The sequence below is a fragment of the Pedococcus sp. 5OH_020 genome, assembly GCF_027812955.1.
In the GTDB taxonomy this organism is placed as follows: Bacteria; Actinomycetota; Actinomycetes; order Actinomycetales; family Dermatophilaceae; genus Pedococcus.
On sequence record NZ_JAPYZV010000004.1, the window covers coordinates 1 to 26,442 of the forward strand.

At 66.3% G+C, this 26,442-nt stretch carries 24 protein-coding genes and 2 tRNA genes; 13 read left to right on the top strand and 13 right to left on the bottom strand.

Going from position 1 to position 26,442, the window contains the following annotated elements; all coding sequences use genetic code 11:
• Positions 1 to 590 precede the first annotated feature (590 nt).
• The 7 genes from PHA84_RS07805 to PHA84_RS07835 form a co-directional block, all read right to left on the bottom strand.
• A complete protein-coding gene (locus tag PHA84_RS07805) occupies positions 591 to 809 on the bottom strand; it encodes a hypothetical protein (protein ID WP_270887542.1) in 219 nt (72 codons plus the stop codon).
• 706 nt (positions 810 to 1,515) lie between these two features.
• On the bottom strand, positions 1,516 to 4,020 hold the full coding sequence (locus PHA84_RS07810; RefSeq protein WP_270887543.1) for a GH116 family glycosyl-hydrolase: 2,505 nt from the start codon (positions 4,018 to 4,020) through the stop codon (positions 1,516 to 1,518).
• Positions 4,021 to 4,037: 17 nt separating this feature from the next.
• Positions 4,038 to 5,429, bottom strand: a complete 1,392-nt coding sequence (locus tag PHA84_RS07815; protein WP_270887544.1) for a glycoside hydrolase family 32 protein — start codon at positions 5,427 to 5,429, stop codon at positions 4,038 to 4,040.
• Positions 5,426 to 6,766, bottom strand: coding sequence for a DUF2961 domain-containing protein (locus tag PHA84_RS07820; RefSeq protein ID WP_270887545.1), 1,341 nt, complete (start codon positions 6,764 to 6,766; stop codon positions 5,426 to 5,428). Before PHA84_RS07820 ends, PHA84_RS07815 begins: the two co-directional genes overlap by 4 nt.
• A 109-nt stretch (positions 6,767 to 6,875) precedes the next feature.
• Positions 6,876 to 7,769: a carbohydrate ABC transporter permease gene (locus PHA84_RS07825; RefSeq protein WP_270887546.1), complete on the bottom strand. Its 894-nt coding sequence runs from the start codon at positions 7,767 to 7,769 to the stop codon at positions 6,876 to 6,878.
• Positions 7,762 to 8,697, bottom strand: coding sequence for a carbohydrate ABC transporter permease (locus tag PHA84_RS07830; protein ID WP_270887547.1), 936 nt, complete (start codon positions 8,695 to 8,697; stop codon positions 7,762 to 7,764). The genes PHA84_RS07825 and PHA84_RS07830 overlap by 8 nt, the downstream gene beginning before the upstream one ends.
• Entirely contained in the window at positions 8,690 to 10,000 is a 1,311-nt protein-coding gene (locus PHA84_RS07835) for an ABC transporter substrate-binding protein (RefSeq protein WP_270887548.1), read from the bottom strand. The genes PHA84_RS07830 and PHA84_RS07835 overlap by 8 nt, the downstream gene beginning before the upstream one ends.
• Before the next feature lie 379 nt (positions 10,001 to 10,379).
• Here PHA84_RS07835 and PHA84_RS07840 point away from each other — a divergent pair, with 379 nt between their 5' ends.
• Entirely contained in the window at positions 10,380 to 11,426 is a 1,047-nt protein-coding gene (locus PHA84_RS07840; RefSeq protein ID WP_270887549.1) for a LacI family DNA-binding transcriptional regulator, read from the top strand.
• A gap of 86 nt (positions 11,427 to 11,512) precedes the next feature.
• Entirely contained in the window at positions 11,513 to 11,689 is a 177-nt protein-coding gene (locus PHA84_RS07845) for a LacI family DNA-binding transcriptional regulator (RefSeq protein ID WP_270887550.1), read from the top strand.
• A 295-nt stretch (positions 11,690 to 11,984) separates the two neighbouring features.
• On the opposite strand, the gene PHA84_RS07850 is transcribed toward PHA84_RS07845, so the two are convergent.
• Entirely contained in the window at positions 11,985 to 13,871 is a 1,887-nt protein-coding gene (locus tag PHA84_RS07850) for an APC family permease (RefSeq protein WP_270887551.1), read from the bottom strand.
• A 763-nt stretch (positions 13,872 to 14,634) separates the two neighbouring features.
• Between PHA84_RS07850 and PHA84_RS07855 the strand changes: the two genes are divergently transcribed.
• From PHA84_RS07855 to PHA84_RS07895, 9 genes are all read left to right on the top strand, one after another.
• A complete protein-coding gene (locus PHA84_RS07855; RefSeq protein WP_270887552.1) occupies positions 14,635 to 16,533 on the top strand; it encodes a potassium transporter Kup in 1,899 nt (632 codons plus the stop codon).
• A 185-nt stretch (positions 16,534 to 16,718) separates the two neighbouring features.
• Positions 16,719 to 17,132 (top strand): DUF1048 domain-containing protein, encoded by a 414-nt coding sequence (locus PHA84_RS07860; protein ID WP_442952852.1) that lies wholly within the window; start codon positions 16,719 to 16,721, stop codon positions 17,130 to 17,132.
• A complete protein-coding gene (locus PHA84_RS07865) occupies positions 17,129 to 17,914 on the top strand; it encodes an ABC transporter ATP-binding protein (protein ID WP_270887553.1) in 786 nt (261 codons plus the stop codon). Before PHA84_RS07860 ends, PHA84_RS07865 begins: the two co-directional genes overlap by 4 nt.
• Before the next feature lie 10 nt (positions 17,915 to 17,924).
• Complete coding sequence (locus tag PHA84_RS07870) at positions 17,925 to 18,686, top strand: ABC transporter permease (protein WP_270887554.1); 762 nt, start codon at positions 17,925 to 17,927, stop codon at positions 18,684 to 18,686.
• Positions 18,687 to 18,703: 17 nt separating this feature from the next.
• Entirely contained in the window at positions 18,704 to 19,471 is a 768-nt protein-coding gene (locus PHA84_RS07875) for a MerR family transcriptional regulator (RefSeq protein ID WP_270887555.1), read from the top strand.
• 898 nt (positions 19,472 to 20,369) lie between these two features.
• On the top strand, positions 20,370 to 20,540 hold the full coding sequence (locus PHA84_RS07880) for a hypothetical protein (protein ID WP_270887556.1): 171 nt from the start codon (positions 20,370 to 20,372) through the stop codon (positions 20,538 to 20,540).
• Positions 20,537 to 21,211, top strand: a complete 675-nt coding sequence (locus PHA84_RS07885) for a cytochrome b N-terminal domain-containing protein (protein WP_270887557.1) — start codon at positions 20,537 to 20,539, stop codon at positions 21,209 to 21,211. The genes PHA84_RS07880 and PHA84_RS07885 overlap by 4 nt, the downstream gene beginning before the upstream one ends.
• Positions 21,208 to 22,158 (top strand): hypothetical protein, encoded by a 951-nt coding sequence (locus tag PHA84_RS07890; protein WP_270887558.1) that lies wholly within the window; start codon positions 21,208 to 21,210, stop codon positions 22,156 to 22,158. Before PHA84_RS07885 ends, PHA84_RS07890 begins: the two co-directional genes overlap by 4 nt.
• Before the next feature lie 86 nt (positions 22,159 to 22,244).
• Positions 22,245 to 22,682, top strand: coding sequence for a pyridoxamine 5'-phosphate oxidase family protein (locus PHA84_RS07895; RefSeq protein WP_270887559.1), 438 nt, complete (start codon positions 22,245 to 22,247; stop codon positions 22,680 to 22,682).
• Between the two features lie 260 nt (positions 22,683 to 22,942).
• Here the strand turns inward: PHA84_RS07895 and PHA84_RS07900 are convergent, their stop codons facing one another.
• On the bottom strand, positions 22,943 to 23,137 hold the full coding sequence (locus tag PHA84_RS07900) for a cupin domain-containing protein (RefSeq protein ID WP_442952853.1): 195 nt from the start codon (positions 23,135 to 23,137) through the stop codon (positions 22,943 to 22,945).
• Positions 23,138 to 23,335: 198 nt separating this feature from the next.
• Here PHA84_RS07900 and PHA84_RS07905 point away from each other — a divergent pair, with 198 nt between their 5' ends.
• Both PHA84_RS07905 and PHA84_RS07910 read left to right on the top strand, forming a co-directional pair.
• Positions 23,336 to 23,974: a phage integrase central domain-containing protein gene (locus PHA84_RS07905; protein WP_270887560.1), complete on the top strand. Its 639-nt coding sequence runs from the start codon at positions 23,336 to 23,338 to the stop codon at positions 23,972 to 23,974.
• Between the two features lie 89 nt (positions 23,975 to 24,063).
• Entirely contained in the window at positions 24,064 to 24,654 is a 591-nt protein-coding gene (locus tag PHA84_RS07910; RefSeq protein ID WP_270887561.1) for a helix-turn-helix domain-containing protein, read from the top strand.
• Between the two features lie 52 nt (positions 24,655 to 24,706).
• Here the strand turns inward: PHA84_RS07910 and PHA84_RS07915 are convergent.
• The 4 genes from PHA84_RS07915 to orn form a co-directional block, all read right to left on the bottom strand.
• Positions 24,707 to 24,782: transfer RNA gene (locus tag PHA84_RS07915), tRNA-Lys, on the bottom strand.
• A gap of 54 nt (positions 24,783 to 24,836) precedes the next feature.
• Complete coding sequence (locus PHA84_RS07920) at positions 24,837 to 25,493, bottom strand: copper resistance CopC family protein (RefSeq protein ID WP_270887562.1); 657 nt, start codon at positions 25,491 to 25,493, stop codon at positions 24,837 to 24,839.
• A 70-nt stretch (positions 25,494 to 25,563) separates the two neighbouring features.
• Positions 25,564 to 25,639 (bottom strand) — tRNA-His (locus PHA84_RS07925).
• A gap of 130 nt (positions 25,640 to 25,769) precedes the next feature.
• Positions 25,770 to 26,399: an oligoribonuclease gene (orn, locus tag PHA84_RS07930; RefSeq protein ID WP_270887563.1), complete on the bottom strand. Its 630-nt coding sequence runs from the start codon at positions 26,397 to 26,399 to the stop codon at positions 25,770 to 25,772.
• Positions 26,400 to 26,442 lie beyond the last annotated feature (43 nt).

Genomic DNA, 26,442 nt, shown 5'->3' on the forward strand with positions numbered 1-26,442 from the left:
ACCAGCCGCCGGATCAGAGCCCAATCCTCCACTGAGATCACCCATCCAATCTGTCTGGGTGGCCTCGTTTTCAAGCGTCGCTATGGCCTCGTTTTCGAGCGTCGTCGACACCCCGAGGCACGCCCTATCTGGGCGAAGTGCCGCACCGTGACCCCGGCAAGCACGGCGAGCAGCCACCAAGTCAAACGGCTCCATGGTGCTCCCATCGAGGCGTTACCTGCGCGACCGGTACTCGATTGGTAGGCACCGATGCCTGGGGAAAGGGTGGCAGTATCACCGATCCCGAGCATGGGGGAGGACCGCCTGCGCTTGGGGCGTGTGCCCCGGTTGTGCTCCCACGCTGGTACGGCCTGCAGTGGATGCAGTCAGGTCGCGCCGCGTGAAGCACGGCTCAACGAGTGCCAGGTCGCTATGGGCCCTTCGCAATGAGAAGGCCAGGGTTCGAATCCCCTCAGCTCCGCCAACGGGCACCTTGTCGGACCTGCGCAAGCGTTGCAGGGTGGACAGGGTGTCTTGCTATGTGACGTTCGGGCTTGTGCCCCCATGTGGCTCCCGCGCATGCGCGCACTCCATGCAGTGGTTTGCCCTTCTCACTCTGGGTCGACGCTCGGGATTCTGGGTGCGGTGATTTGTGCCTTGGAGTTGAGAGGAGTGGTCTTCGCCGGAGATGTCAGTCGCGCCGACCGCGGATCGAGTGACGGCAGGAGGGGCTGGATTGGGGTGAAGTCGATGTAGCGGAGGGTGAACGCGCTCTTCCATTCGTCGTGGCATGGCACGGTGCCAACAAGGTCGTCGATGGCGGCGTACATCAGCCTCTCCTGCTCGGACCCGTGCACGGCTACGGCCTTGGTGGCTCGTGCTGCCGCGTGATCAGAGCGGCAGCACGAGGACTACGCCCGTGCCCTCTGTGCAACTACCCCTCCCTCCATAGACCTCGAGCGAAAAGGCTGGCAAGCCGCCTTTCGGTGACGCTCCTAGGCTCCGCGCCTGCCGCTCCTGTGGAACGTCGGTTCCAGGGCTGCGGTCTACGTGGGACCGTCACTGGAGATTGATATCATGCTCCCTGCCCCGACAGCTTCGTTGCCGCGGCCTTCCTGGCCGGGGGCGTGACGGCCGTTGCTCTGGGCACCTCGCGCTTTCCGCACTTGAAAACAATGCCTGTTGCCTACCGCGGTCGGTGCGAGCTCGGGCTGCGATGTCCGGGTCGATCTTTCCTATCGGTGTTAAGGCGCCAGCCGAGCTGCGGGTCGGTGGGTTGGTCAGCCGCACAATGGGCACGCACCTCTTCGTCGTACTTGCCAAACTCGCCAAGGGGCTGGCCTGCGCGACGGGGTGAGCTGGCCCCAGTCCCCGACCGGCAACGGGGAGCTGCCGCGGACGGCGTCCATCGGACGCCGTCGGCCGTTGCCGGACCATAGCAGCGGGGTATCCGGCCCCGCATGCCTTGTTGCCCAGTCACCGACACCCAGACAATCAGGTACCGCACCCTGGGTTAGCGAGCGCCTGGGCTGGCGGTCACCGTGCGGTGCGCACCTGAACAGGCACGGGCGCGTCAACTTCGGTCGCGCCGAGCGTTCCGTGGAGCACGTCGACGACCGCTTTGATGGTTCCGTCCGCGTCCCGCTCGTGCCGGTAGGTGCCCCACCCGCGACCGTGAGCCCAAAAACACGAGAACTCCTCCGTGTCGAACTTCGGTTCAAACTTCACCCGGGCGCGGCCCAGGTCGGCGCTGAACCCGAGCATGCCTGTGATAAGACCCCAACTCGCCAAGGACCTGCTGTAGTGGTGCCCCGCCTCGTTCTCGCTCCACGGGTTTCGCCGGAATCCGTCCTGCCGGGAACGGACCGCGTCGACGATGGTGACTGCGTCGGTGACCTCCCCTTCGTAGATGAGGCTGGCCGCGACCTGGTACTCCACCCCCGTCCACACCTCGTCGCTGTATCCGAACGGGAACCGGGGCCGGCCGCCGTCGGGCCATGAGCACAGAACCAGGCCTGGTTCGTCGTTCAGGGCGTAGACCCGCTGCACCGTGTGCACGTCCTCCATCGCATCCACGAAGTTGTGTCGTCGGATCGTCCTCAGCGCCGCCCGCACGTGCTCCCGGGGAAGGATGTGCCCCAGACCGGCGACGTGGGCCATGAACTGGCCAAGGAGCTGGTCGGAGTGGATTCCCGGACCGAACTGATAGCGGTACTCGTCCGGGTCGTCGATGCGCTGCTCGTAGAACGAGCCATTCCAGCAAGTGCCGTCCAGGTTGGCCGCCGACGTCTCGGCCAGTTCCCGGTACTTCTGCGCAGCACTGTCGTCATCGACACCGTCAGCGATGTCCGCGCACGCGCGAAGGGCCGCCACCATCAGACTGCCCATCATCCCGTTCGGGCCGTAGAACTCGATGTCGTAGGTGTTGCTCTGCTGAGTGTCGGGGACAAGGTCACCGTTGGAGTCCCAGTAGTTCAGCGAGTACTGCATCGCCTTCTGCACGGCTGGCCACAACTCACGCACCCAAGCGGTGTCACCCGTCAGACGCCACTCTCGACAGACCCTGATGATGGCGCCGAGCTGCCCGTCGGCGGCCGGCACCATCTGCCAGCGCTCATCGTCCAGGGACTGCCGGGACCGGAACGGCAAGGATCCGTCGTCGCCGATCTCGGTCCTGAACTCTAGGTCGCGCATTGTCATCTCGAGCTGTGGGAACAGGAACGCAACGGTCTGCGCGTAGTTCCAGACGTGGTTGACGTTGCCGAGGCCGCAGCCGACGTAGTTCCGCACGCCCTCCCACCCGTAGAAGTTGCCATCCTCGAGCCAGAAGCAGGTGTGACTGCGCAACACGGTGATGTTGTCGGCCACCGCTTCTAGGACAGAGGCGGGCAAGCTTGACTCGTACAGCGCGTGCGTGAATGCGCGGCTCTTGGACTCCAACTGCGGAAGGTCGCCTACAAGGTGCTGGAGGACGTCCCACGCGTCCGTGTAGTGCGTGGCGTAGTGGTTCCGGATGAGGTCGTACCCTCCGGTCCGGTGACGCTCCAGGTCCGCGTCGACCTCGACCCAGCCCTTTGGCCGGTTCGGGTAGAACCACGTCAGGGCGAACTCGAACGTCTCGGTGCACCCGGCCGCTAGCACCTGGCGCGAGTCGACCGATCCGACCTTTTCGCGCAGCCGCAGGTAGCTGAAATCCAGATGGTTGGCTAGTTCCGAGCCGACGCCGGACTCGTCGACGGCGATCTCGGCGATACGCCCGCCGCTGGCCAAAGTGTTCCAGAAGTCCTGGGCGCTGTCCGTCCACTGACCCAGGACCCACGTGGGTCGGGCTGTGACGTCCTCGCCCGTCGCAGCGATAGCCATGCTGCCGAAGCCCTCATGGTTCTCGGGCAGATCGCTCGTGAAGTAGATCCCGGTTACACCGTCACCGTCTCGGCGTTCGTTGGTCACTTCACCGGCAAGCTTGAGGTTTCCGAAGACGTCCTCACCCTGGTACCCGGTGGCATTGGCGAAGGACCCGATCACCGAGACGTCAAGCTCCTCGTCGGTGAGATTGGTGACCCGATATCGAATGATTGCCCCAGGGATGGCGGAGGCGGGTGCATCTCCGGGAATGAAGGGAGTGAACGCCTCCATCGTTACCCTTAGCGGGAGGCCCGGCTCGGACAGTTCAACCGTCGCGAACGGGTAGGTCGCGCGCAGGCTTGAGTCGGTGAACCGGGGGAGGCCCGCGAGGTCACCGTTGAAGTACCCGTGCGACAGCGCGTGCGGTGCGGTCAGCTGGGACTCCAGGACGCGGATGACAGGGTCCGTGCCGGGGGCCTGGGCGCGCAGGGCGAAGAACGAGAACGGCAGACGGTTACCTTTGCCCGGCCAGTTGAAGATCTCCCAGTCGCGCAGTTCGGCCCTGGCGCCGACGGAGACATTTCCGGTGCCAATCCCGCCGAGCAGGAACGCGGCCTGCGCCGCCTCGCGCGAATAGGAGCGCGTGGGCTGTGGCAACGGCGAGTGCGTGGCGCCATCGTTGCTACGGATCGTCATGAGGTGTTCGCCTTTCGTCACGGAACGGAGCGTGCGGTGTCGGTGGTTCGCGGTTGCAGCTGCAGGGGCCGGACAACGGGTTCCGCTGTTGCGGGCCCGGTGAAGCGGAGCGTCCCGGCATGCCCTGGCGCGGTAGCGGGTACGCGGTAGGCGCCGTAGCCGGCCGCGGAGAAGACTTCGACGATGTCGCCGTCCAGCAGGACGGTGACATCTGCGCCGTCGGTGGGGACGGGTAAGGTTTCATCCTTGCCGAAACCTGGTCGCGAGATCACCAGGGCGCCCGAGTGGGCGTCGAGGTCGAGGAAGGCGCGCTCGTGGTCACCGTCCAGCATGCTGATGTGCCCGGACTCCGCCGTGGACATCTGCAGGTGGACGGCGGCGCCTTCCCAATCGTAGGAGGTGCCCTGCGGGGATGCGTGACCGGTCTGGACCGGTCCTCGTAGTGCGTCCACGTCCGGGTGTGGGCGCAGCACCAGATTCCCAGCCACGTCGAACTCAACGACGGCTGCCACCGAGTGCGCCCCGGCACGTTGCACGAGGCGTTCGTTGTTGCGCGGCTCCTCCCGAAGCCACGACATAACGCATCGCATGCCGTTGCGGTCTTGGAACGCTGCCATGGCGTATGCCGACTCTCCGTGCGTGAGCCGTTGCCAGCGTCGTGGGGTGAAGCGCGAGCCGTCGTAGTCCCCGGTGGCCGCGACGACGTGGTACAGCTCGTCGTCCTCCCAGACGGAGATCAGTAGCACCCACTGGTCATCCAGGCGAAACAGCTGCGGGCACTCCCACAGAGTTCCGGTCCAGACCTCGTCCGCTCGGGTGCTGCGTCGGGCGCACAGGATGCCGTCGTAGGTCCACTCACGAAGGTCGGCGGAGTGGTAGTGCAAAGCTGCGGCCGTTCCGTCAGCAAGGGCGGCGCCCATCAGCATGCCCCAATCACCTTCGTCGCGGCGGAAGATGAACGGGTCGCGATAGGAGGTCGCCTGCACCCCCGGCGGCGGGCCGGCAATGAGGACATCTGAGGGCAAGCTCTTCCATCGGCCCGGGCACGACTCATCGACGGTCGCGTGCGCGACCTGCCCGATAGCCCAGTTACCTCCGCCGACACGGGTGTAGAAAAGCTCAGGGGCATCGCCGTCGTAGACGACGCTGCCGGACCAGCACCCCACCTCGAACGGTTCGGGAACCAGGGCCATAGGCTGCTCCGTCCAGTGGACGAGGTCGGGAGAGGTGGCTCGTCCCCAGTGGCAGTTCGGTCCCCAGACAACCTGTCCAGGCACAGCCTGGTAGTACAGGTGGTAGGTGCCGTTGTGCCACCCGATGCCGAAGGGGTCGTTGATCCAGCCTTCCTGCGCGGTGAAGTGGACCGCGGGCCGGTTGCGCGCTCCTGGCACAGCGTCAGCGCCCGTCACTGGAACCGCCGGCGGATGTCAGCGGCATGCTCAGTGTTCGCCCGTGCCTCAGCTCTGGAGCGTTCAGCGCGTTGGTTGGCCCGGGCGCGCATGCGCTCCTGGTAGGTCTCGAAGCGGTCAGCGGCTGCGCGGGTTCGCTCCTGGACTTCGGCGGACATGTCCTGTGGTGCCGCAACTGGAGCCGGTGCCGGTGAGGTCGACGGTCGGTGCGGAAGCCGCTGAGCAAGCGGTGCGATGTCCTGCGGCGGTGACGGCAGGGTCTGGTACCAGTACGCGGTTGCAGCCCAGTCGTCGGAGAGGTGGTTGGCGTGCCCGTGTTCGATGGACACCTTGATCCGGGAGGAGAAGCGGACCGGGTCGACGACGTGTTGGCGGTAGGTGACGGAGTATCCGGGCACGTCACTCTCATGCACGATCGTGCCGTGGTAGGCGTAGGCGTTCTTCTGCATGCCCCACGCGTGGTTGAAGTAGTCCTCGGTTCCGGTGCCGTGCAGGCTCGGGGGCCACGTGTCGTCGTCGATGAAGATCATGTCGTCGCCCTCGCCCCACCAGCTGCCTTGTCGGTGGTGCACCGACAGGTTGCAGCCGATGTAGTGGCCCGAGCCGGTCGTCTCCAGGAGAACGAAGTTGCCCTCGTCGCTCAGGTGCGCCACGTTCGTCTCGGGGCTGTTCGTCTGCAGCTGCGGGCCCCACCCGTCGCAGGGGTCGCTGCGCGTCCACCGGGCATGGAAGTACACCGTGTGCTCGGGCAGTTGCTGCCGGAACAGCTCATAGTCGATGTAGAAGTACATCGTCAGGGGCAGGTCGTTCTCGTTGACGATCTCGACCTTGGCTCGTCGGTTGAACGGCATGGGGACCCAGCAGTTCAAGGCGGCGCTGCCACCGAAGATCAACGACTCCTCAGGCTTGGCGGAGACGGTGAACAGGGCGGAGCTGTAGCTGTTCGGCAGACAATGGCCGATGCCGAAGAAGTCGCCGAGGGGGACGAGTACGGCCGGGTTCGGCTCGTCGTCCCAGGTGATGCGCAGGAGCACCTTGCGGTAGTAGTCCGGGTCGGGCTGCTCCCAGTTCAGGCCGAGGGCGTTGTGGATCTCGAGCACGGGAGCCGTCTGCTCGGTGTCCTCGGGCTGCAGCAGCCCGGGCCCGAGCACTTGGCGGCAGAACTGCGTGGTCCAGATGTGGGTGAGCTGGCCCGGACCCTCGAGGTCGGCAAGGACCCGCGTCTCCCCAGGGCCGATCGTCCAGTTGTCCTGGTTGCGTCCGCGCTGGTCCCAACTGGAGACGCGGGCGGTCCGAGCGTCCTGTCGTCTGGTCAGGGATGACAGTGGTGAGTCCATTAGGTGAGCCTCCGTGGGCAGTGTGGGTGGGCATGGCAGAGGAACGCTTCACATGACGGGGGAACCGATGACATGCGTGTGAGGTGTGGCCAGGCTGGTGGGGGCCGCGCTATCCCTTCACGGCCGAGCTGGTAAGGCCGGCGATGATCCAGCGCTGGGCGATGAGGTACACGATGAAGGCCGGGACGACGGCAAAGGTGGTGGCGGCCATGATGACGTTGATCTGGCCGGTGCTGAACGGGCCGCGCATGAGCACCAGCGCAAGGGGCAGCGTGGCGGAGTCCTGACTGTTCAGGAAGATGGATGGTGCGAAGTAGGCGTTCCAACTCGTCAGAAAGGTCAAGATCCCCAGCGCGCTGAGTCCGTTCTTCACCAGGGGTAGGGCCACCGCTCGGTAGATCGTCCACTCGTTTGCGCCGTCGACCTTTGCGGCCTCGAAAAGTTCCCTAGGCACCGACAGGAAGAACTGGCGCATGAGGAAGACGCCGAACGCGCCGGTGACCTGGGGCAGGATCAGGCTCCATGGGGTGTTGATCAGGTGCAGGTTGCGCATGATGAGGAACAGCGGGATGACTGTCACCTGGATCGGGACCATGAGCGCCGCCAACAGCAGGACGAACAGACCGTTGCGTCCGGGGAAGCGCAGGTGCGCGAACGCGTACCCGGCCATGGGCGCTGTGATCAACATGCCAAGAGTCGTGATGGCTGCGATGAAGGCGCTGTTCCACAGGTTCCGAAGCAGCGGTAGCGGTCCATTGATCGCGTCGGTGAAGTTTTGCCAGTGGAACTCCTTGGGGTACCAGTCCGGCGGCAGGTCGTACGCGTGCTGTGCGCTCTTGAGCGCGGTCACGAGCATGTACGCGAACGGGGCGAGCATGCCGACGGTCCCCAGAGCCAAGAGGACGACGCACACCACAGTGGCAGTGGGCGGGCGACGGCGCCGGCGCAGCAGCCGCGCGGTGGGCATGGAGCGGTCGGTCCTGGTGAGGGTGGTCTCACTCATAGTGCACCCACGATCTTCTGAGACGGAACTGGATGAGCGTGGCCGTCAGAATCACGACGAACAGGGTCATCGCGATGGCGGAGGCATATCCGATCTGGAAGTCGGAGAACGCACGTTCGGCCAGGTACATCACGACGCTGCGCGTGGAATCTCCTGGTCCCCCGTTGGTCAGGACGATGACCGATTCGTAGATCTGGAACGCGCCGATGACGGTGATGGTGACGTTGAAGAAGATCGCCTGGGAGATCATCGGCATGATGATCTTGCGGAACGTGGTGATGGGGCCTGCCCCGTCGATCTGCGCGGCCTCCTCCAACTCGGCGGGCACGTCCTGCAAGGCCGCGACGAAGATGAGCATGGCCAGCCCCAGGTTCCTCCACACGTCGACGACGACGACCGTCCATCGCGACAGGGACGTGCTGTTCAGCCAGCTCTGCGGCCCGACCCCTACCTGTCCGAGGTAGTAGTTGACCAGCCCTGTGTCGTGCTGGAACAGGGCCTGCCAGATGAGGGAGATGTAGACCAGCGACACCAGGGAGGGGAAGAAGTAGACCGACCGGAAGATCAGGGTGAGGAAGTGAGGCATGCGCTGGTGCAGGAGCACCGCCAGCACGAGCGCGAACCCGTTGATGAGAACGACGGCGGCAACGACGTAGAGGACGGTGTTGAGGTAGACCGCGTGGAGTCGGGCGTCCGTCAGGAGGCGGCGGTAGTTCGCCAGTCCCGCGAACTGGGGCGAAGTCAGCACGTCGTAGCGGGTGAAGCTGAAGTACGCCACCGCGATCAGTGGGCCGAGGACGAAGACGATGAACCCGAGCAGCGAGGGAGCGACGAACAGGTATCCAGCGCGGGCCTCCCTGTGCCTGCGCCGGTCGCCCGCACCGGCGGCCACAGCGGCCGCCGGTGCGGTCAGTCGAGCGTCAGCCATTCTGCGAGGCCGTCGCTTTCACTTCGTCGTTGGCCTGCTTCAGCGCCTTTTCGACATCACCGCTGGCGTACACCGAGGTCATGGCCTTCTGGAACGCGGTGTCGAGCGCGGCGAAGAAGGTTGGCGCCGCAACGGGCTTGGCGTGGTCGATCTGGTTGTAGAACAGCTCAGCGTGCGGCTTGCCCTGGGTGAACGCTTCAGACTTCTGCGCCGTGTTCGTGGTCGGGTTGGATGACCCTCCGGCGGCCCAAAGCTTCTGGGTGTCCTGACTGGCGAGCTCCTTGAGCAGCTCCCATGCCAGGTCCTTGTTCTTGGAACCGGAGTACATGCCGAAGCCTGCGGCGCCGAACACGTTCGTCTGCGACTTGTTGCCCGGCATCGGCAGGACGTCGTACTTGAACGATGGGTTCTTGGCCAAGCTTGCGGCCAAGTTCGCCGGGGCTGCAGTCATCGCGATCTGGCCGGCCTGGAACAGCGACGTCGGGTCTCCACCGGTGGGGTTCGGCGCCACCTTCTCCTTGAACACCAGGTCCGAGATGAAGCGGATCGCATCAACGGTGCCTGGGTCATCGAGAGTGGGGCTCTTGAGGTCCGCCGATGCCGTCGAGGCGTTGTTGGAGTAGATCCAGGGCATGTACGCGAACGTGTACGTCGGGATGCCGAACCCGTAGACCTTCTTACCGCCCGAGGTCCTGGTCAGCTTCCTGGCGATGGTCAGGAAGTCCTCCCGGGTCCAGTTGTCGGCGGGCCTGTTGATGCCGGCCTGCTTGAACAGCTCGGGGTTGTAGTACACGAGCATCGTGTTCCAGTTGTTCGGGAGCAGGTAGGTCTGCCCGTCCTTGGAGAAGCCCTCGATCAGAGCAGGGCTGACGTCATCCAGGAGGCTTTTCACCGACGAGTCCTGGCTGGTGTAGTTGGTCAGCGGCTGAAACAGCTTCTTGTTGAGGCCGTACTCCACACCCTCAGTGGCGATGTTGATGATGTCCGGGGCGTCGCCTGAGGCGATCGAGGACTGGATCTTGTTGATGTAGTCGCCCCAGTTGACGACCTGGGACATGTTGTCCTTGACCTGCACGTTCGGATACTTCTTGTGGAAACGCGCGATCGCGTCGTTGTAGATCTTCTCGTCGCCGGGGTTGCCCCAGTTGGCGATCGACAGGGTTGCCTTGGTGTTCGAGGGCGGGGCCGAGTACTTGCCGCTCGCTCCGGAGGAGGCACCCTCGGTGCCGCTGTCGCAAGCAGCCAGCAGGACCGACACGGACGCGGCAACTGCCGCCGCGGTGACGCGGGAGGTGAGATGCACTTTCGTCTCCTTTGACGATGGTTCGGGGAGTGTCGACGCCCGCGTCCGGGCGACGTTGAAGAGGGGCGGCAGGGAAACTAAGGCTGGTGGGCCGGTCCTGTGCCAAATGCTTTTGTCTTATGCCGAGAGTGAAGCAGGCGCTTCGCCGAGACGTCAAGACCTTCGGCAAGATCGGGCGAGTCTGGCGTACACTATCGCTACCGTTACAGGCATTTACGAGCAACTAGATCCAAGGGCGGGCGCAGGTGGCGGTGCTGCCTCAGGTTGCCTTCACTGAGGGCTCTGTTGACAGCGCTAGCGGGACGGTTCTACGTTTGCCAAACAGTTTTGTCCCTCTGCGCGATGTGCGTCTGGAGGAGTCCCCGACGACAGGCATGCCATGCCCCCTAACAAGCCCACGATCCGCGATGTCGCCCACGAAGCCGGCGTTTCGGTGACGACTGTGTCCCATGCGCTGAACGGGGTGAAGACCGCGCGCATCAAGGACGAGACGCGCCAGCGGGTCGAAGCCGCCGCGCAGCGGTTGGGTTACTCGCCCAACGGCCTGGCACGTGGATTGCGGCGACAGCGCTCCCAGACCTTGGCATTCCTCAGCGACCGGATCGTGACCACCCCGTATGCGGGGCAGATCATTCTGGGCGCACAGGAGAAGGCGTCGGAGCTCGGGTGGGTCGTCACGCTGTACTCAACGGGAGAGAATCCTGATGTCGAGCGGCGTGAGGTGCGCACTCTGCTGAAGAACCAGGTCGACGGTGTCTTGTACGGCGCGTGGTACCACCGGCAGGTGACCATGCCCGCTGGCCTCTCCGTGCTGCCGGTCGTGCTCGTCGACTGCATCACAGCGGACGGTTCCTTGTCCTCAGTGGTCCCCGACGAGTACGGGAGCGGCCTGGGTGCTGTGCAGGAGCTCATCGACCATGGCCATCGCGAAATTGGGTTCGTGACCAATGTCGACGACATCCCTGCCACCCGCGGACGTTTGCAGGGCTATCGCGACGCCCTCCAGGCAGCTGGGATCCGATACCGACCGAGCCTGGTCGTGGCCGACGAGTCCGAGACTCTCGGCGGTTATCGCACCGGTCTCAGGCTCCTGACCCAGCGACGCCGCCCTACTGCCATATTCGCCTACAACGACCGCATGGCGATGGGTGTATACCGGGCCGCGTACGAGCTGAACATCAGCATCCCCCGGGAACTCTCCGTCGTGAGCATCGACAACCAGGACATCATCGCCGATGGGCTGTACCCAGGACTGACGACGCTTGCCCTGCCCCACTATGCGATGGGTGCGTGGGCCGTCCACCACTTGATCGGTCGACTGCTTGCCGGCGAGAAGGGTGAGCCTGAACCGCCGGTGGAGCACGTCATCCTGCCCTGTCCCATCGTGCGGCGCGGCTCCGTCGCTGCTCCAGTTTGCGGGAACTGATGGCAGGGGTCCGAAGTGCGTCCCAGCCGCCCTGCATCCCTGACGGGGAGCGCTGGCCGGGAACGTCTTCGCCGCGGTCGGCCACTATGAAAGATGTCGCCGAGCTCGCCGGGGTGAGTATCAAGACGGTCTCCCGCGTGGCCAACAGCGAGGGTCCAGTGACCCCTGCAACACGGGCCAAGGTCCAGTCCGTGATGGACGTGCTGGGCTTTGAGCGCAACGAGCATGCGGCGGCCCTGGGCAGAACGCGACGGAGGGGGTGAGTTGTCGGCGGTCGGCTGCTTGTGGTGTCGTGAGGCATTGATCACCGTCGTGGAGGAGCCCCGCCGGACAGCGCGTCGAGCACGTCCGCTGGAGCCCTGCCAACGTGGCCACCGGTCTGGCGCGTCTGCGTCGTTGAGGGAGACTTGCACTCGAGCGATATGCCCAGCGCGGCCCTGGTTGGCCCCGAACACGCGGCGCCCAATCTGGGCGGTACGACGCTCGTGCACCGTGACTTCGCATGGTGGCCGCGACCGGCGTAGTCCTCACCTTCAGGCAGATTCGAACTCGCGTTGACTAGTGAGCCTCAGCGGCGGCAACCGGGACTTCATCGGTGTTGTCCAGCGCCTGGCTGGAGGAGCGCAGCTGGTAGGGAACGGAGGTGACCATGACCCCGGGCTGGTACAGCAGACGGCCCTTGAGGCGCAGGGCGCTTTGGTTGTGGAGCAGGTGTTCCCACCAGTGCCCCACGACGTATTCGGGGATGAAGACGGTGATCACGTCTCGGGGGCTTTCTCGCCGGATGTGGCCGATGTACTCAAGGACGGGGCGGGTGACCTCCCGGAACGGGGAGGCGACGATCGTCAGCGGGATGTCCAACCCGCGGTAGTCCCAGTCGGCTCGCAGCTTCCGCTCGTCGTCCTGGTCAACGGCCACCGTCAACGCGATCAGGTGTGAGGGCCTGGTGGCCTTTGCGTACGCGAGGGCGCGAATGGTGGGTGCGTGCAGCTTGGAGACCAGGACAATGGCGTGGTTGCGGCTCGGAAGCATGACGCCGCCCGGTGCGGGTTGCAGTTCGAGCTCGACCGCGTCGTAGTGGCGGCGGATCGCCCGCATGAGCAGGAAGATGGCCACCATTGCCGCGATGGCCAGATAGGCACCGGCGAGGAACTTGTAGCGCACGACGATCACCAGGACCAGGGCCGTCACCGCCGCGCCGGTGCCGTTGATGAGCTGGGAGCGGTGGATGGCGCGCCGGCGTGCCGGGTCGCCGGTCCTGCCGAGCTCGCCTCGCCAGTGTCGGACCATGCCGGCCTGGGAGAGGGTGAAGGAGGTGAAGACGCCGACGATGTAGAGCTGGATGAGCTTGTCGATGTTGGCGTCGAAGCCGATGATCAGGACGATCGAGACTCCGGCCAGCAGGATGATGCCGTTGCTGAAAGCAAGGCGGTCTCCACGGTTGTGCAGCTGGTGGGGCAGGAAGCGGTCCTTCGCCAGGATCGAGGCCAAGGTCGGGAAGCCGTTGAAGGCGGTGTTCGCCGCCAGCACGAGGATCCCGGCCGTAGCCGTCTGAAAGGCATAGAACAAAACGCCCCGTCCCCAGATGGCATCGGCGATCTGGCTGATCACCGACGGATTCCCGTCATGGTACGCCCGGGCGTGCGTGGCCAGCGCCAGCGCTGTGATCCCGGAGAACATGGTGATTGCCAGGGCGCCCATGATCAGGAGGGTGGTGGCCGCATTCTTGCTCTTGGGCTTCTTGAAGGCGGGGACACCGTTGCTGATGGCTTCCACCCCGGTCAGTGCAGTACAGCCCGACGCGAACGCGCGCAGGCACAGTAGGAGCGTGAAGATCCCTCCGACCTGAGCGGTGTGCTTCAGCTGTAGGTGCGCGCTGGAGGCTTCAGGGATGGCGCTGTTTACCGCGCGGTAGGCGCCGGTGGCCAGCAGCAGCAGGGTCAGCCCCACGAACGCGTAGGTCGGGAACGCGAACGCGGTGCCCGACTCCTTCACGCCCCGCAGGTTGATCAGCGCCAGGAGGGCCACGAAGCCGACGGAGAGCTCCACGGCATACGGGGCCAGGGACGGTAGCGCGGAGATGATGGCCACCACGCCAGAGACGACTGATACCGCGACCGTCATCACGTAGTCGACCAACAGGGCGGCGGCCGCGGTCAGCGATGCGCTCTGTCCAAGATTCTCCTTGCTCACCACATAGGCGCCGCCGCCGTTGGGGTAGGCGTAGCAGGTCTGCCGGTAGGAGGCGACGACCACCGCCAGTAGCAGTGCCACGGCAACTGAGATCGGCGCCGCCAGGCCCAAGAAGGCTGCCGCGCCCGCCGTGCCAAGGACCAGCACGATCTGTTCGGTGGCGTACGCGACCGAGGAAATCGGATCCGAGCAGAAGACCGGCAGCGCAAGCTTCTTGGGCAGCAGCGTCTCCCCGAGCCGGTGGCTGGCCATCGCACGACCTATGAACAACCTCTTCAGAGACTCGGTAGTCCCAGACACGGTTTCCTCGGATCTGTCGCTGGCGCCTTGAGCTCGCCCGGGTGGTGGTCGTCACTACTGACTGGTCTGGACTCACGGGCCTGGCGCCAACCGAGTACGAGCTCGCTCGCGTCCGTCCACCAGCAGCACGGCGCTTCTGAAGACCCCTTCGGCATCGGCCACCCAACAGTCGAGGGCCAACCGCTGCACGGCGCACACGGCTGTCGTTGAGTGCCGCAGCGTGTCCGACTCAAACCGCACGTGGGCACCGGGGGCAAGGCTGCCCACCCCGAACGCCAAGCCCCAACATGTGGCGTGCAATCTCCCCAGGGCAGTGAGGGAGGAGATTCCCTCGACAACCGGGCGATGAGTCAGACTGAGCAAGAAAGACCGGGTCGAGTCGGAAGGGCTGTAGGCCTGCAAGAACACCATGTCGTGGTCCTCGACAGCCTGGACAACAAGTCCGGCCGACGTCAGGGCGACGCCGTGGCCAAGCCGCTGTGCCGCCTGAACCGAAACCCCGACGTGAATACGCTGACCGCTCACGGCGTCAGCCTGCCGCAGCCTGGACGCCTCGATAGGACCCTTAACGCATCCTTAGCGGCGCACCGTCGGATCTTGACGCCCCTCTAGCGACTGCTCCATGGGCTCGCGCACCGGGCCGGGCGCACCGGTGAGCCACACCCAGGGACGCGGATGGTCATCGATTGCGCCTGCATGGGAGGATCCTCGACTTGTGACTGAGAATCCCGACGACTCCCGCAGGGGATGGGTTCCGCTGGCTCTTGGCGCCCTCGGCGTGGTCTTCGGCGACATCGGCACAAGCCCGCTGTATGCGGTGCAGACCGTCTTCTCCATCGACCACAACATGGTCAAGCCCACGCCCGGCGACGTCTACGGCGTGATCTCGCTGGTCTTCTGGTCGATCACGCTCGTGGTGTCGGTGAAGTATGTGGTCTTCATCTTGAGGGCCGACAACGACGGCGAGGGCGGCGTCATGGCGTTGGCGGCTCTGGCGCGCGGGGCGGTCCGGCCTGGTGGCAGGCGGTTCGGGCTCGTCATGTTGCTCGGGGTCCTGGGGGCTTCCCTGTTCTACGGCGACAGCGTCATCACGCCGGCGATCTCCGTGATGTCAGCGATCGAGGGCCTCTCGGTCGCCACACCCGAACTGGACCACCTCGTGGTGCCGATCGGCGCCGTCATCATCGCGGTCCTGTTCGGCGTCCAGCGCTTCGGCACGCACCTGGTGGGCAGGTTCTTCGGCCCCATCATGGTGCTGTGGTTTGCCGTGCTCGCGGTACTGGGAGGCGCGCAGGTGGCGCGTGACCCGGCCATCGTGCGCGGGCTGTCACCCCACTACGCCGTGCTCTTCGTGGCGGAACACCGGGTCACCGCATTCGTCGCCATGGGCGCCGTCGTCCTGGCGATCACCGGGGCAGAGGCCCTGTACGCCGACATGGGGCACTTCGGAGCTGGGCCCATCCGGCGCGCCTGGTTCCTGATGGTGTTTCCTGCTCTGACGCTCAACTACCTAGGCCAGGGCGCACTCATCCTCAAGGACCCCGGCACGGCGGCGAACCCGTTCTTCCGCCTGGCCCCCGATGTCCTCGTGATCCCCCTGGTCGTGCTGGCGACGATTGCCACGGTCATCGCCTCCCAGGCGGTCATCTCCGGCGCCTACTCGGTCTCCCGTCAGGCCGAACGTCTGGGCTACCTACCGCGCTTGACGGTGCGCCACACCTCCACGCGTGAGCGTGGACAGATCTACATCGCGGCCGTCAACTGGTCCCTTTTCGTCGGCGTGATGCTGCTGCTCGTGCTGTTCCGTTCCGCCGAGCATCTGGCGACGGCCTACGGCCTGGCCGTGACGGGCACCTTCCTGATCACCACGACGCTCTTCCTCATCTATGCCGAGTCGGCATGGGGGTGGGGGCGGGGCCGGCTCGTACTGCTGGGCGTGCCCTTGGCAGTGCTGGAGCTGACCTACTTCGGCGCCAACCTCACCAAGGTCACCCACGGCGGCTGGTTGCCGCTGCTGATCGCCCTCGTCGTTGCGACGGTAATGCTCACCTGGCAGCGCGGCCGCACCCTCGTCACTGACCGACGCACCGACATGGAAGGCCCCTTGGAGCCCTTCGTTGACTGGCTGCACGGGGACCCGGTCGACAAGGTGACCGGGACGGCTGTCTTCCTGCACCCGAACAAGGACTCGACCCCGCTGGCGTTGCGGGAGAACGCAACGTTCAACCACGTCATCCACGAGAACGTGCTGATCGTGACCACCACGTCCGAGAACGTTCCCCACGTCCGTGACGAGGATCGCGTCGAGCTGGACCACCTCGGCGACCCCTACGACGCGATCACCCACCTGACCTTGCGGTTCGGCTTCCAGGAGGACCAGGACGTCCCCGCTGCACTCGGCGTGGCCCGCGACCAGGGCATCATCGACATCGACCCGGACACGGTCTACTACTTCCTCTCACGCATCAGCCTGCAGCGGGGGCCCGGCCGCGAGATGAGCCCCTGGCGCAAGCGGGTGTTCCTGGGCCTGGCGCACAATGCCGCCTCGCCGATCGAGTACTTCCGCCTGCCCGAGGACCGGACCGTTGCCATGGGCGCCGCCGTCGTCCTCTAGGGAGATGCTGCGGACGCTCTGGCCCGCCTCATGGCCAGGGCTGAGCCGACCTGGTCGGCGGGCGGCACCGCAACTCGCGGCTGTTTCGCTCCATTCGCGCGTCGCCCTCGCCGACGCCGCGCAGGCCTTGACCTTGACGCGGGGTCAGCCCTGCAGGCTAGGTCTGGAGGCAGCACAGCCTCCGCATGGAACGGGCCCGCGGGGGCTTCACCGGGAGGCAGGCTGAGATGGCCGAGAAGTGGGTCGAGCTGGTCACCGGATCGCTCGAGCAGAAGATGCAGGACCGTCAGTACGTCGCCCGGATCGATGCGCTCCTCGAGCCGTACGCCGGCGTCCTGGAGGCTCTGCAGCGGTCGTTGGTGTATTTCGGCGGCGTCACCGACGGCGAAACTGTTGTCAAGATGTTCGGCGACTTCACCGACGCGTGGGAGCAGCGAGCCGCAGCCGACCGGACGCCGATCCGTGCGATCGTCGGGGACGAACGGGTCGAGTTCGGCCAGAGGGTTGCCGACGGGTGGGGCGGCAAGCAGTGGATCGACAAGGGGCGCGCTCAGCTGACCGGGGCGATCGAGGGCGCGGAGCGGAAGGTGCGGTCATGACTCTTGACCCAGCCATCCACGTGCAGGGCGTGGAGAAGTCCTTCAAGGACGTGCACGTCCTGCGCGCGGTCGACTTCGATGTCGCGCGGGGCAGCATTTTCGCCCTCCTCGGCTCCAATGGCGCCGGCAAGACGACCCTCATCCGGATCCTCTCGACGCTGCTCAAGGCAGACGCCGGGTCGGCCGTGGTCCACGGCTACGACGTGGCGACGCAGGCCGCCGAGGTGCGCGAGTCGATCAGTCTCACCGGGCAGTTCGCCGCGGTCGACGAGATCCTCACCGGGCGGGAGAACCTGGTGCTCATTGCCAAGCTGCGGCACCTGGCGGACCGCGGCGGCACCGCCGACGCCCTCCTGGCCAGGGTCTCGCTAACCGACGGGGGGGGCCGCCGGGTGTCGACGTACTCGGGCGGGATGCGTCGCCGGCTGGACATCGCGATGAGCCTGATCGGCGGCCCCCCGGTGATCTTCCTCGACGAGCCGACCACTGGTCTGGACCCTCAGGCGCGGCTCCAGGTGTGGGCGGCCGTCCGGGAGCTAGCCGCCGGCGGCACGACGGTGCTGCTCACCACGCAGTACCTCGACGAGGCGGAGGCGCTGGCTGACCGCATCGCGATCCTCCACCAGGGCCGGATCCTGGTGAACGGCACGCTCACGGAGCTCAAACGGCTCCTCCCGCCCGCCAAGGTCGAGTACGTCGAGAAGCAGCCGACCCTCGAAGACGTCTTCCTCGCGGTGATCGGTCGGAGCGCTACGGCCGTCCCCGACGGCGCGGACCTGTGAGGAGCCAGTCATGAACAAGCACTTGTTCGGCGACACCGCCACCCTGTTGGGCCGGTCCCTGCGTCACATCCTGCGCAGCCCGGACACCATCATCACGACCGCGATCACGCCGATCGCCATGCTGCTGCTTTTCGTCTACGTCTTCGGCGGCGCGATCGACACCGGAGACGTCAAGTACGTGAACTACCTCTTGCCCGGGATCCTGCTCATCACGGTCGCGTCGGGGATCGCCTACACCGCGTACCGGTTGTTCCTGGACCTGCAGGGTGGCATCTTCGAGAGGTTCCAGTCGATGTCGATCGCACGCTCGGCGGTGCTGTGGGGGCACGTGCTGACCTCGGTGGTGGCTAACTTCGCCTCCCTCGCACTCGTCGTCCTGGTCGCCCTGCTGATGGGTTTCCGCTCTAGCGCCGGCGTGCTCACGTGGCTCGGGGTCGCCGGGATTCTCGCCCTCTTCACGCTAGCGCTCACCTGGCTCGCCGTGATCGCGGGCCTCGCGGCGAAGTCCACCGACGGTGCGGGCGGGTTCGCCTACCCGATCATCTTCCTGCCGTTCATCAGCTCTGCGTTCGTGCCGACCGACAGGATGCCGGGCCCGGTGCGCTGGTTCGCCGAGCACCAGCCCGTCACGTCGATCGTCAACACGATCCGCAACCTGTACGCCGAGCAGGCGGTCGGCAACGACATATGGGCCGCGCTGGCCTGGTGCGTCGGCGTCCTGGTCCTCGCCTATGGCATCGCGATGATGGTCTACCGCCGCAAGATCTCCTGACCATGCAGGCTGGAGGCATGCTCACCATTGGACAGCTGGCGTCGTACGCCGGAGTCACCATCCGGGCGGTCCGGCACTATCACGCCAAGGGACTGCTGCCGGAGCCGGGACGCGACAGCTCCGGCTATCGGTCGTACGACGCCGGCGCGGTCGTCCGGCTCATCCGGATCAGAACGCTGGCCGAGGCCGGCGTGCCCCTGGCCCGGGTACAGGCGCTGCTCGACGCCGACCCGGAGACCTTCGCGGCCGCGCTCCAGGAGATCGACCGGCGGCTGCGCAGCGAGATCCGCGAGCTGCAGGACCACCGCCGCCGGATCGCCCAGCTGGGCGGCGGCGACACGCTGGCGGTCCCGAAGGAGGTGACCGACTACCTCGAGCTCGTGCGTCGCATCGGTGCCCCGGACCAGTTGGTCGAGGCCGAGCGGGACGCCTGGATCCTCATCGCGGCCCGGTATCCGGAGCAGATCCCGTACTTCATGGCCGACAAGCGGGCACAGCTCGAGGACCCCAGGACCGTCCGGTTCTACCGGCTCATCGGCGGTCTGCTCAGCAGCCGCGCCGAGGACCACGAGCCACTCCTTCGAGAGATGGCCGACCTGCTCGTCGAACTCTTCGAGGAGGCGGACCAAAACGGCCAGCTCGACCGCCAGGACGAGCACATGGACGACCCGGCATTCGTGCAGCTGCTCGACTCGATGGCCGGCAACCACCCGGTTGTCCCCCGGCTGCGCGAACTGCTCGCCGAGCGTGGCTGGGCCGGCTGGACCCGGGTCGAGCGAGCGTGACCCCACCGTGGTGGGTTTCCCGGGCCCAGGTCCGGCCGGTCTAACCAACCCCGGCGCAAACCCACGGGGAACCCGACCCCGCGGTGGGCCGGGGACGCTCACATCTCCAAGTACATGCGTCGTGGACGCTTACCAAAAGCAGTAGCCTCCACTGCCGGATGGCCCGCGGATCGGGCCGCCGATCCGCGGCCTAACGACTCCACCCGTACAGCAGCTGGTCCAACCGCGTCGTGTAGGCCAGCGTGCGGTGGTCTGTGCGCATCTCCCGACGCCTAACGCTCACGGAGCCCAGCGACGCCACACCCGACCACGCGCTGGCCGTAGCGGCCGTGGACCGGCGCAAGGGCCTGGCAAAGCCATTCGGCCCGTTCGGTCGAGATGTCACGCCACCGGGCTAGTGCTGACCACTGCGAGCTTCGAGCACGGACTGGCGCGGCTGTCGCCGAACCGGTCATTGCGCGCCGCGATCCAGGACGTCCGGCGCGAGTGCTCGATACCAAGCCCGCCAGACTGGCTTACCGAGGAATAACCGCAACTGAGCTCTCGCAAGTGGAACGCGGTCGTGGTCGCAGTCAATTCGGGAGGACCTGTCAGCATCCTCGTCGTTGGCCGTTCGCCCAAGTTAACGATCGTCGTGCTAGCTCTAACGTCGACGGAGTCGCTGGCGAGATCGACCCTCTGGCGGGACTCGAACCTCGTGGAGGAGGGTGGTATGCCAACGGCGCCGGAATCGTTCAGTTTCTGCAGCGCCGTCCACAACCCATACAACGTTTCAGATCAGCAACGGGGAAGGACCGCCCATGGGCTGTGCGAATCCGGGACTTTGTGCTCTAGTCGGGCCCTGCCAGCCACGTACCGTGAAGGGATACCGCGCAGCGGTGCGCTCCAGGGAGGCGCCATGAACGTGAACCAGGTCGTGGCTGTGAGGCTCGGGGCGAGTCCTCCTCATTACCTCTCATGGGGTGTCGTCCAGATCTCCGTGGCGAACTTGGTGGTGATCGGGTTCATCATCGTGTTGTTCGTGGCCGCGATCCTCGTGCCATTCCCGATGTCGAGGCGTCGGCCATGAGCGGCATGGTGCCACGGCGGGACACGGTGGATCGCACATGGACCGGCCGCCTGCGCGAACGCGGGGTGCGGGCGTTCCCGCCGGAGGAGCTGATGCCCTCGGAACAACCGGAGTACGTGGTGTCCTGGATCTACGTGTTCGGGGTCGCGACGCTGGCCGCACTCGTGTTCATCATCGCCAGCGGCCTTGCCCTCACTGTCATGGGGCCGCAGTGGTACCACATGTCCTCGCTGGGACGGTTCGTCAACAGCGTTCACCTGTGGTCGGTGGAGCTGTTCTTCGTCTTCATGGTGGTGCACCTGTGGGGCAAGTTCTGGATGGCGGCCTGGCGGGGCGGGCGCGCTCTGACGTGGATGACCGGCGTGCTGTCGTTCCTCGCCTCGATCGGCGCCGCCTTCACCGGCTACCTCGTGCAGACCAACTTCGACTCCCAGTGGATCTCCTCGGAGGCCAAGGACGGCCTGAACTCGGTCGGCATCGGCGCCTGGTTCAACGTCACCAACGTCGGCCAGATGCTGCTGTGGCACGTCGCGCTCCTTCCCCTGGTCGTCGGCGTGATCGTGGTGCTGCACGTCCTGCTGGTGCGCAGGCGGGGGGTCGTACCCCCGATCGAGGCTTCCCCCGATGCCGTGGCCGCGGCCACAGACCCCGCGAACGAGGGGTCGTCATGACCGGCCGAGCCGACGAGCTCGCGGCCCAGCCCTGGGCCGGGCGCAAGCGCGAGTACGACCTCGTCAAGGAGTTCGTCATCGCCGTGGTCGTCGTAGGAGCCATGGTCCTGGCCCTGGCCGCGGTGTTCGGGTCACCCGACGAGCCAGGCCTGACGCTGCAGGGCTGGGCCAAGCAGGCGCCCAGCGACTTTGTCGCAACAGCGACAGCCGAGCTCGCCGGCACCAGCCCCAGCGCCGGCTACGGGCCGCCCTACAACTCCACGCCGGACGCAGCGCAGAAACTGGGTTCCCTCAGCCCCCAGCAAGCCGCAGGCGTGCGGATCCCCGTGGACTCCGCCAACGAGTTCGTGGTGACGCCGCTGTCAACCCTGCCAGCGAGCCCCGTGTTGTCCACGGCGCTGACCCGCTGGCGCGGAGCATCGCCCGGCCAGCGGGCCTCCTGGGCCACGGCATACGGGAACGCACTGGCCACGGCGGCCGACGGGAACCCGGCCAAGGTCACATCAGGTGATTACGGTCCCGTGCCGACGATGAGCGCGAGCCTGCTGGAGATGGCCAGTTCCGGCGCCCTCCAGGGCGTGATCCAGGGGGAGCCGGGCTTCTACGACACCGACTACACAGGGTCGATCCTCTTCCTCGGTGATGGCACCTACCTGGAGGACCACGCCGTGGCACAGCACCTCAGTGGCGACCAGTGGGGGATGATGAACGAGACCGGCAACTACCCAGGACAGTCCTGGCTGTGGCTGTACACGTTCTGGTACCAGATCGAGCCTTTCAAGTCCTCACCGAACGCCGACGCGCTGGTCTGGGCGCTGATGATGGTGCTGAGCCTGGGCTTCCTGCTCGTCCCCTTCCTGCCCGGCATCCGGTCGCTGCCCCGATGGATCCCCGTGCACCGGATCATCTGGCGCGACTACTACCGCACTCACTCCTCCCGGCGTTAGATCGAAAGGCTGGGCGGCACAAGGACTGGTCGAAGGCCCGACGGGCTACATCTTCACCGCCCCGAGGCAATGAACGGAGTCTGGTCATGACCTCACCACAGGAGCAGAAACCCTCCACTGGCAATCTGGCTGAGCTGTCAGAGACCGACTGCAGGGACCTCCTGGCACAACACACCGTCGGCCGGGTCGGTTTCGTGGCTGCCGAGGGCCCGCAGATCTTGCCAGTGACCTATCAATACCGCACCGGTAGCGTGATCTTCCGCACCTCCCGGTATGGCCCCCTGGCCGGGCTCGCCCGACGCACGCCTGTCGCCTTCGAGATCGACGGCATCGATGAGCAGGACAAGTCGGGCTGGAGTGTTCTCGTCCTCGGATTCGCTGAAGCGATCGCTCACGACCACTTGCTCACGTCGGCCTGGGAGACCGGACCGGTGCCCTGGGCGGACGGCGTTCGCAACCTTTTCATTGAGATCAAGCCGCGCAAGATCAGCGGCCGCTCGGTCCGGTCAGCCGCCCGCCACTGACACTCGCCGACACTGCGTGACCGTAGCCCGACCCCACCGCAGCCTCAATTGAAGGACCCTTGTGGTATCGCCACTGGACGCCGACGAAGAAAGCGTCGCTGGGGCCCTCGGCTAGCAATCGTTGGTCCTTGCGTTCGCGACCGACAGATCCGGGGGCATCCATGCTTGCATCATTCTGGGCGAAAAGCAGCGGCTTCCGGCATCGACCATCTGCACCACTGCCATGAAGGCGGGTGCCAACGCAGACCCTCGATGTCCATTCAGGTGCCCGTCTTCGCCACCGTGAGCAGGACCGCGGAGTCCTCAAGAGCCTCAAGGGAATGCCGGGCGGGCGGGATGATGAGCAGGTCGCCGGGGGATCCCTCCCACGAGTGTCCGTCGCCATTGAGGCGAACTCGCCCGAGCAGGACGTGCACCGTGGCTTCTCCGGGATTCTCGTGCCTACGGGTTGGCAAGCACCTGCGCTACGTCCCAGAAGACGTGCTCGCGTGGGTGGACAGCTGCAAGCAGTGCGCGTCCTGAGAACCCGATATGGCTAGACAACCGCTGCCCTGGCATCGTGGGTGCGGATCCGCTTCGTTCCCGGCCCCAACACCCGCAAAGGGAGACCGACGTCTTGGCGTGCTCGCGCCCAGTACCGCGACTTCGACGGAGTGACGCGCCTCGTCGAGACCCGAGCGAGAAGCAAGACCGAGGCGGAGGCCAACCTGCTTCAGAGACTGCGTGCACGTACGGCCGTCCGGCACGGCGGCACACTACGCTCGGTCGACCGGTTCTCCACGGCCGCGGACCTATGGATGGGTCGGGTCTCGGACATGGTGGCTGATGGCCGCAGATCCCCTGGGACCCTCGACACCTATCGTCGCCAGCTGGACAACCACGTGCTGCCCGCCTTGGGGGAGGTGCGCCTGGGAGAGATCTCGACCCCACTCGTGGACAGCGTGATCCGCACGATCAAGACCAAGGTCAGTCCCGCGACGGCCAAGTCGTCCCGCAGCGTCATCTCGGGCGTGCTTGGTCTCGCGGTGAGGCACGGTGCCATGGCGTCGAACCACGTCCGGGACGCGGAGCGCCTCGAGGTCAAGCCGCGGCGCCGGCCGCGGGCCCTTGACCGGTCGGAGCGCGACGCCTGCTTCGAGGCGTTGGCCGCCAACCCCAAGGCAGTCAGGGCAGATCTTCCGGACCTGACCTTGTTCATGCTCTCGACTGGCGTCCGGATCGGTGAGGCCCTGGGGGGCTGTGGCAGGAGGTGGACCTCGATCGCGGTGAGGTCGAGATCAGTCGACAGGTGATCCGCGTTAAGGGCAGGGGCCTTGTCTGGGCAGCCACCAAGTCAAGCGCGGGAGAGCGGGTGCTCAGGCTCCCGGAAACGTGCCTCGACATGCTGAGGGCACGTGCCGCACACGGTATACGCGACCACGAACCGATCTTCTGCGACGCGCTGGGCGGCCACCGCGACCCCAGCAATGTGCGACGCGAGCTCCGGGAGGCCCGCTTCGCCCGTCGGCAGCAGGCACGGCGAGACCTGGGGATCGAGCTGGCCAAGGCGCGCAGAGCCGTCCGCCTCACTCAGCGCGACGCCGCGTCCCAACTGGGCTGGCCGCGGACCCGGATCGGTCTGGTCGAGACGGGGCGTGTCCGCGTCGACCGGACCGACGTCGCCACGCTCTTGGACCACTACGCAGTCCCGGCAGTACGTCGGCAGGCCATCGTGGACCTCGCGGAGGTTGCGGCCGCCCCGGTCGACGCTGACGCGCTGTCCTGGATCACGTCCCACAACTTCCGCAAGACGACCGCCACCATCCTCGACGAGGCGGGCCAGTCGGCTCGGGCGATTGCCCACCAGCTCGGTCACGCTCGCCCCTCGATGACCCAGGACGTCTACATGGGCCGCGGCCCCACAAACCCGGGTGCGGCGGAGGCCATCCAGCGAGCCATGGGCGCAGGCCGCCGGCCCAAAACCGGGCCATAAACCGTGACTAATAGGCCTGAGCGAGAGCGACGAAACCGGTGACCTGGAGTTATGGTGCGCCATCAGGGACTCGAACCCCGAACCCGCTGATTAAGAGTCAGCTGCTCTGCCAATTGAGCTAATGGCGCGCGAGGGGAGAGATTAGCAGCAGGCGGCCAAGGGGGTGAAATCGGCCCGCCACCTCAGTCTTCTGTCCCATCTCCCGGGTCTCGCCCGCCTCGTGCCATCGCGACGAGCGCGGTGCCTGCCGCGAGGGCCAGCGCCGCCACCCCTACGGCCAGAGCCACCCGGGTGGTGGCGCCGTCGTTCGTCCCTGACGCACCCGCCACTTTCACCTGGCGCTGGCTGGTGGGCGCGGTGGTGGGCGCCGTGGTGGAAGGGTCGAGCGGCGTCATGGTGGGCGTTGCGGACCCCGAGGCGGAGCCGGCCGGCGCCGGGAGGGTGAGGGTGAAGTGCGAGGTGTCGGACACCGGGTGGCCGTCGTCGCTGACCACGTGGAAGGCCACGGTGTACTCGCCGGAGGGCAGGTTCGCCGTGAGGACCTGTGTCACCGTGTCCCCGACAACCTCCGGCCGACCGCTCTCGACCTGTCCCGAGGGGCCGGTGACCGTGACGGTGGCGAAGCTCTTGCTGACCGTCTCGTCGAAGACCAGGACCACCTGTCCTGGAGGTGCGTCCAGCTGCGCGCCATCCGCCGGGGTGACCTGCTTCAGCGCCGCGTGCGCGTCTGCGGTCGCGGCGGCCACGATGGTGGCGAGCACCCCCAGCACGAGGCCCAGGATGGCGACCCACACAGTGATGCGGATCGTCCTTCGCTTGGCTGTCGAGTCGATGAACACGCGTCAATCCTGCCCCAGCGCTGCAACGAAGGCGAAGGCCCCCGACCACGAGCGTTCGGAGGCCTTCTGCTGGGGTGAGTGACGGGACTCGAACCCGCGACATCCGCGACCACAACGCGGCGCTCTACCAGCTGAGCTACACCCACCATGCAACACGACCGGACGGTGCCGGTCGCGCGAGCGACGCCAATAGTACCTGCTCGGTCCCGGTGGTCGTGACCACCTCGCCGGTCAGGCGGGTCGACACGCTCACCACCGCGCCAGACTGAAAGAGACTCAGTCCGGGTCGATGACGTGTCGGGCGGCGATGCCCTTGGCAGTGTCGCTGTCCGGCCCTGGCGGCGGCACGAACACCGCCTCGCGGTAGTACCTCAGCTCCGCGATGGACTCGCGGATGTCCGCCAAGGCGCGGTGGCCACCGGACTTCTTGGGCGAGTTGAAGTACACCTTGGGGTACCACCGGCGGGACAGCTCCTTGATCGAGGAGACGTCGATGATCCGGTAGTGGAGGTGCGCCTCGAGCTCCGGCATGTCGCGGGCGAGGAACCCGCGGTCCGTGGCGACCGTGTTGCCGCCGAGCGGTGCCTTCCGCGCTTCGGGGACCCACTGCCGGATGTAGCTGAGCACCTGCTCCTGCGCCTCGGGCATCGTGGTGCCGTCTGCCAGCTCCTCGAGCAGGCCTGAGGTCGTGTGCATGCCGCGCACGAAGTCTTCCATCTGCCCAAGCGCCTCGTCCGACGGTTTGATGACGAGATCGACCCCGTCGCCGAGCTGGTTGAGCTCGAAGTCCGTCACGAGCGCCGCGACCTCGATGAGCGCGTCGCGCTCCAACGACAGGCCGGTCATCTCGCAGTCGATCCAGACGATTCGGTCGTTGAGGGAACGGTCGGTAGGCGTCTGGGTCACCGGGACACCCTATGCGTTGCCTCCGACACGCGGTCTGCCTGCG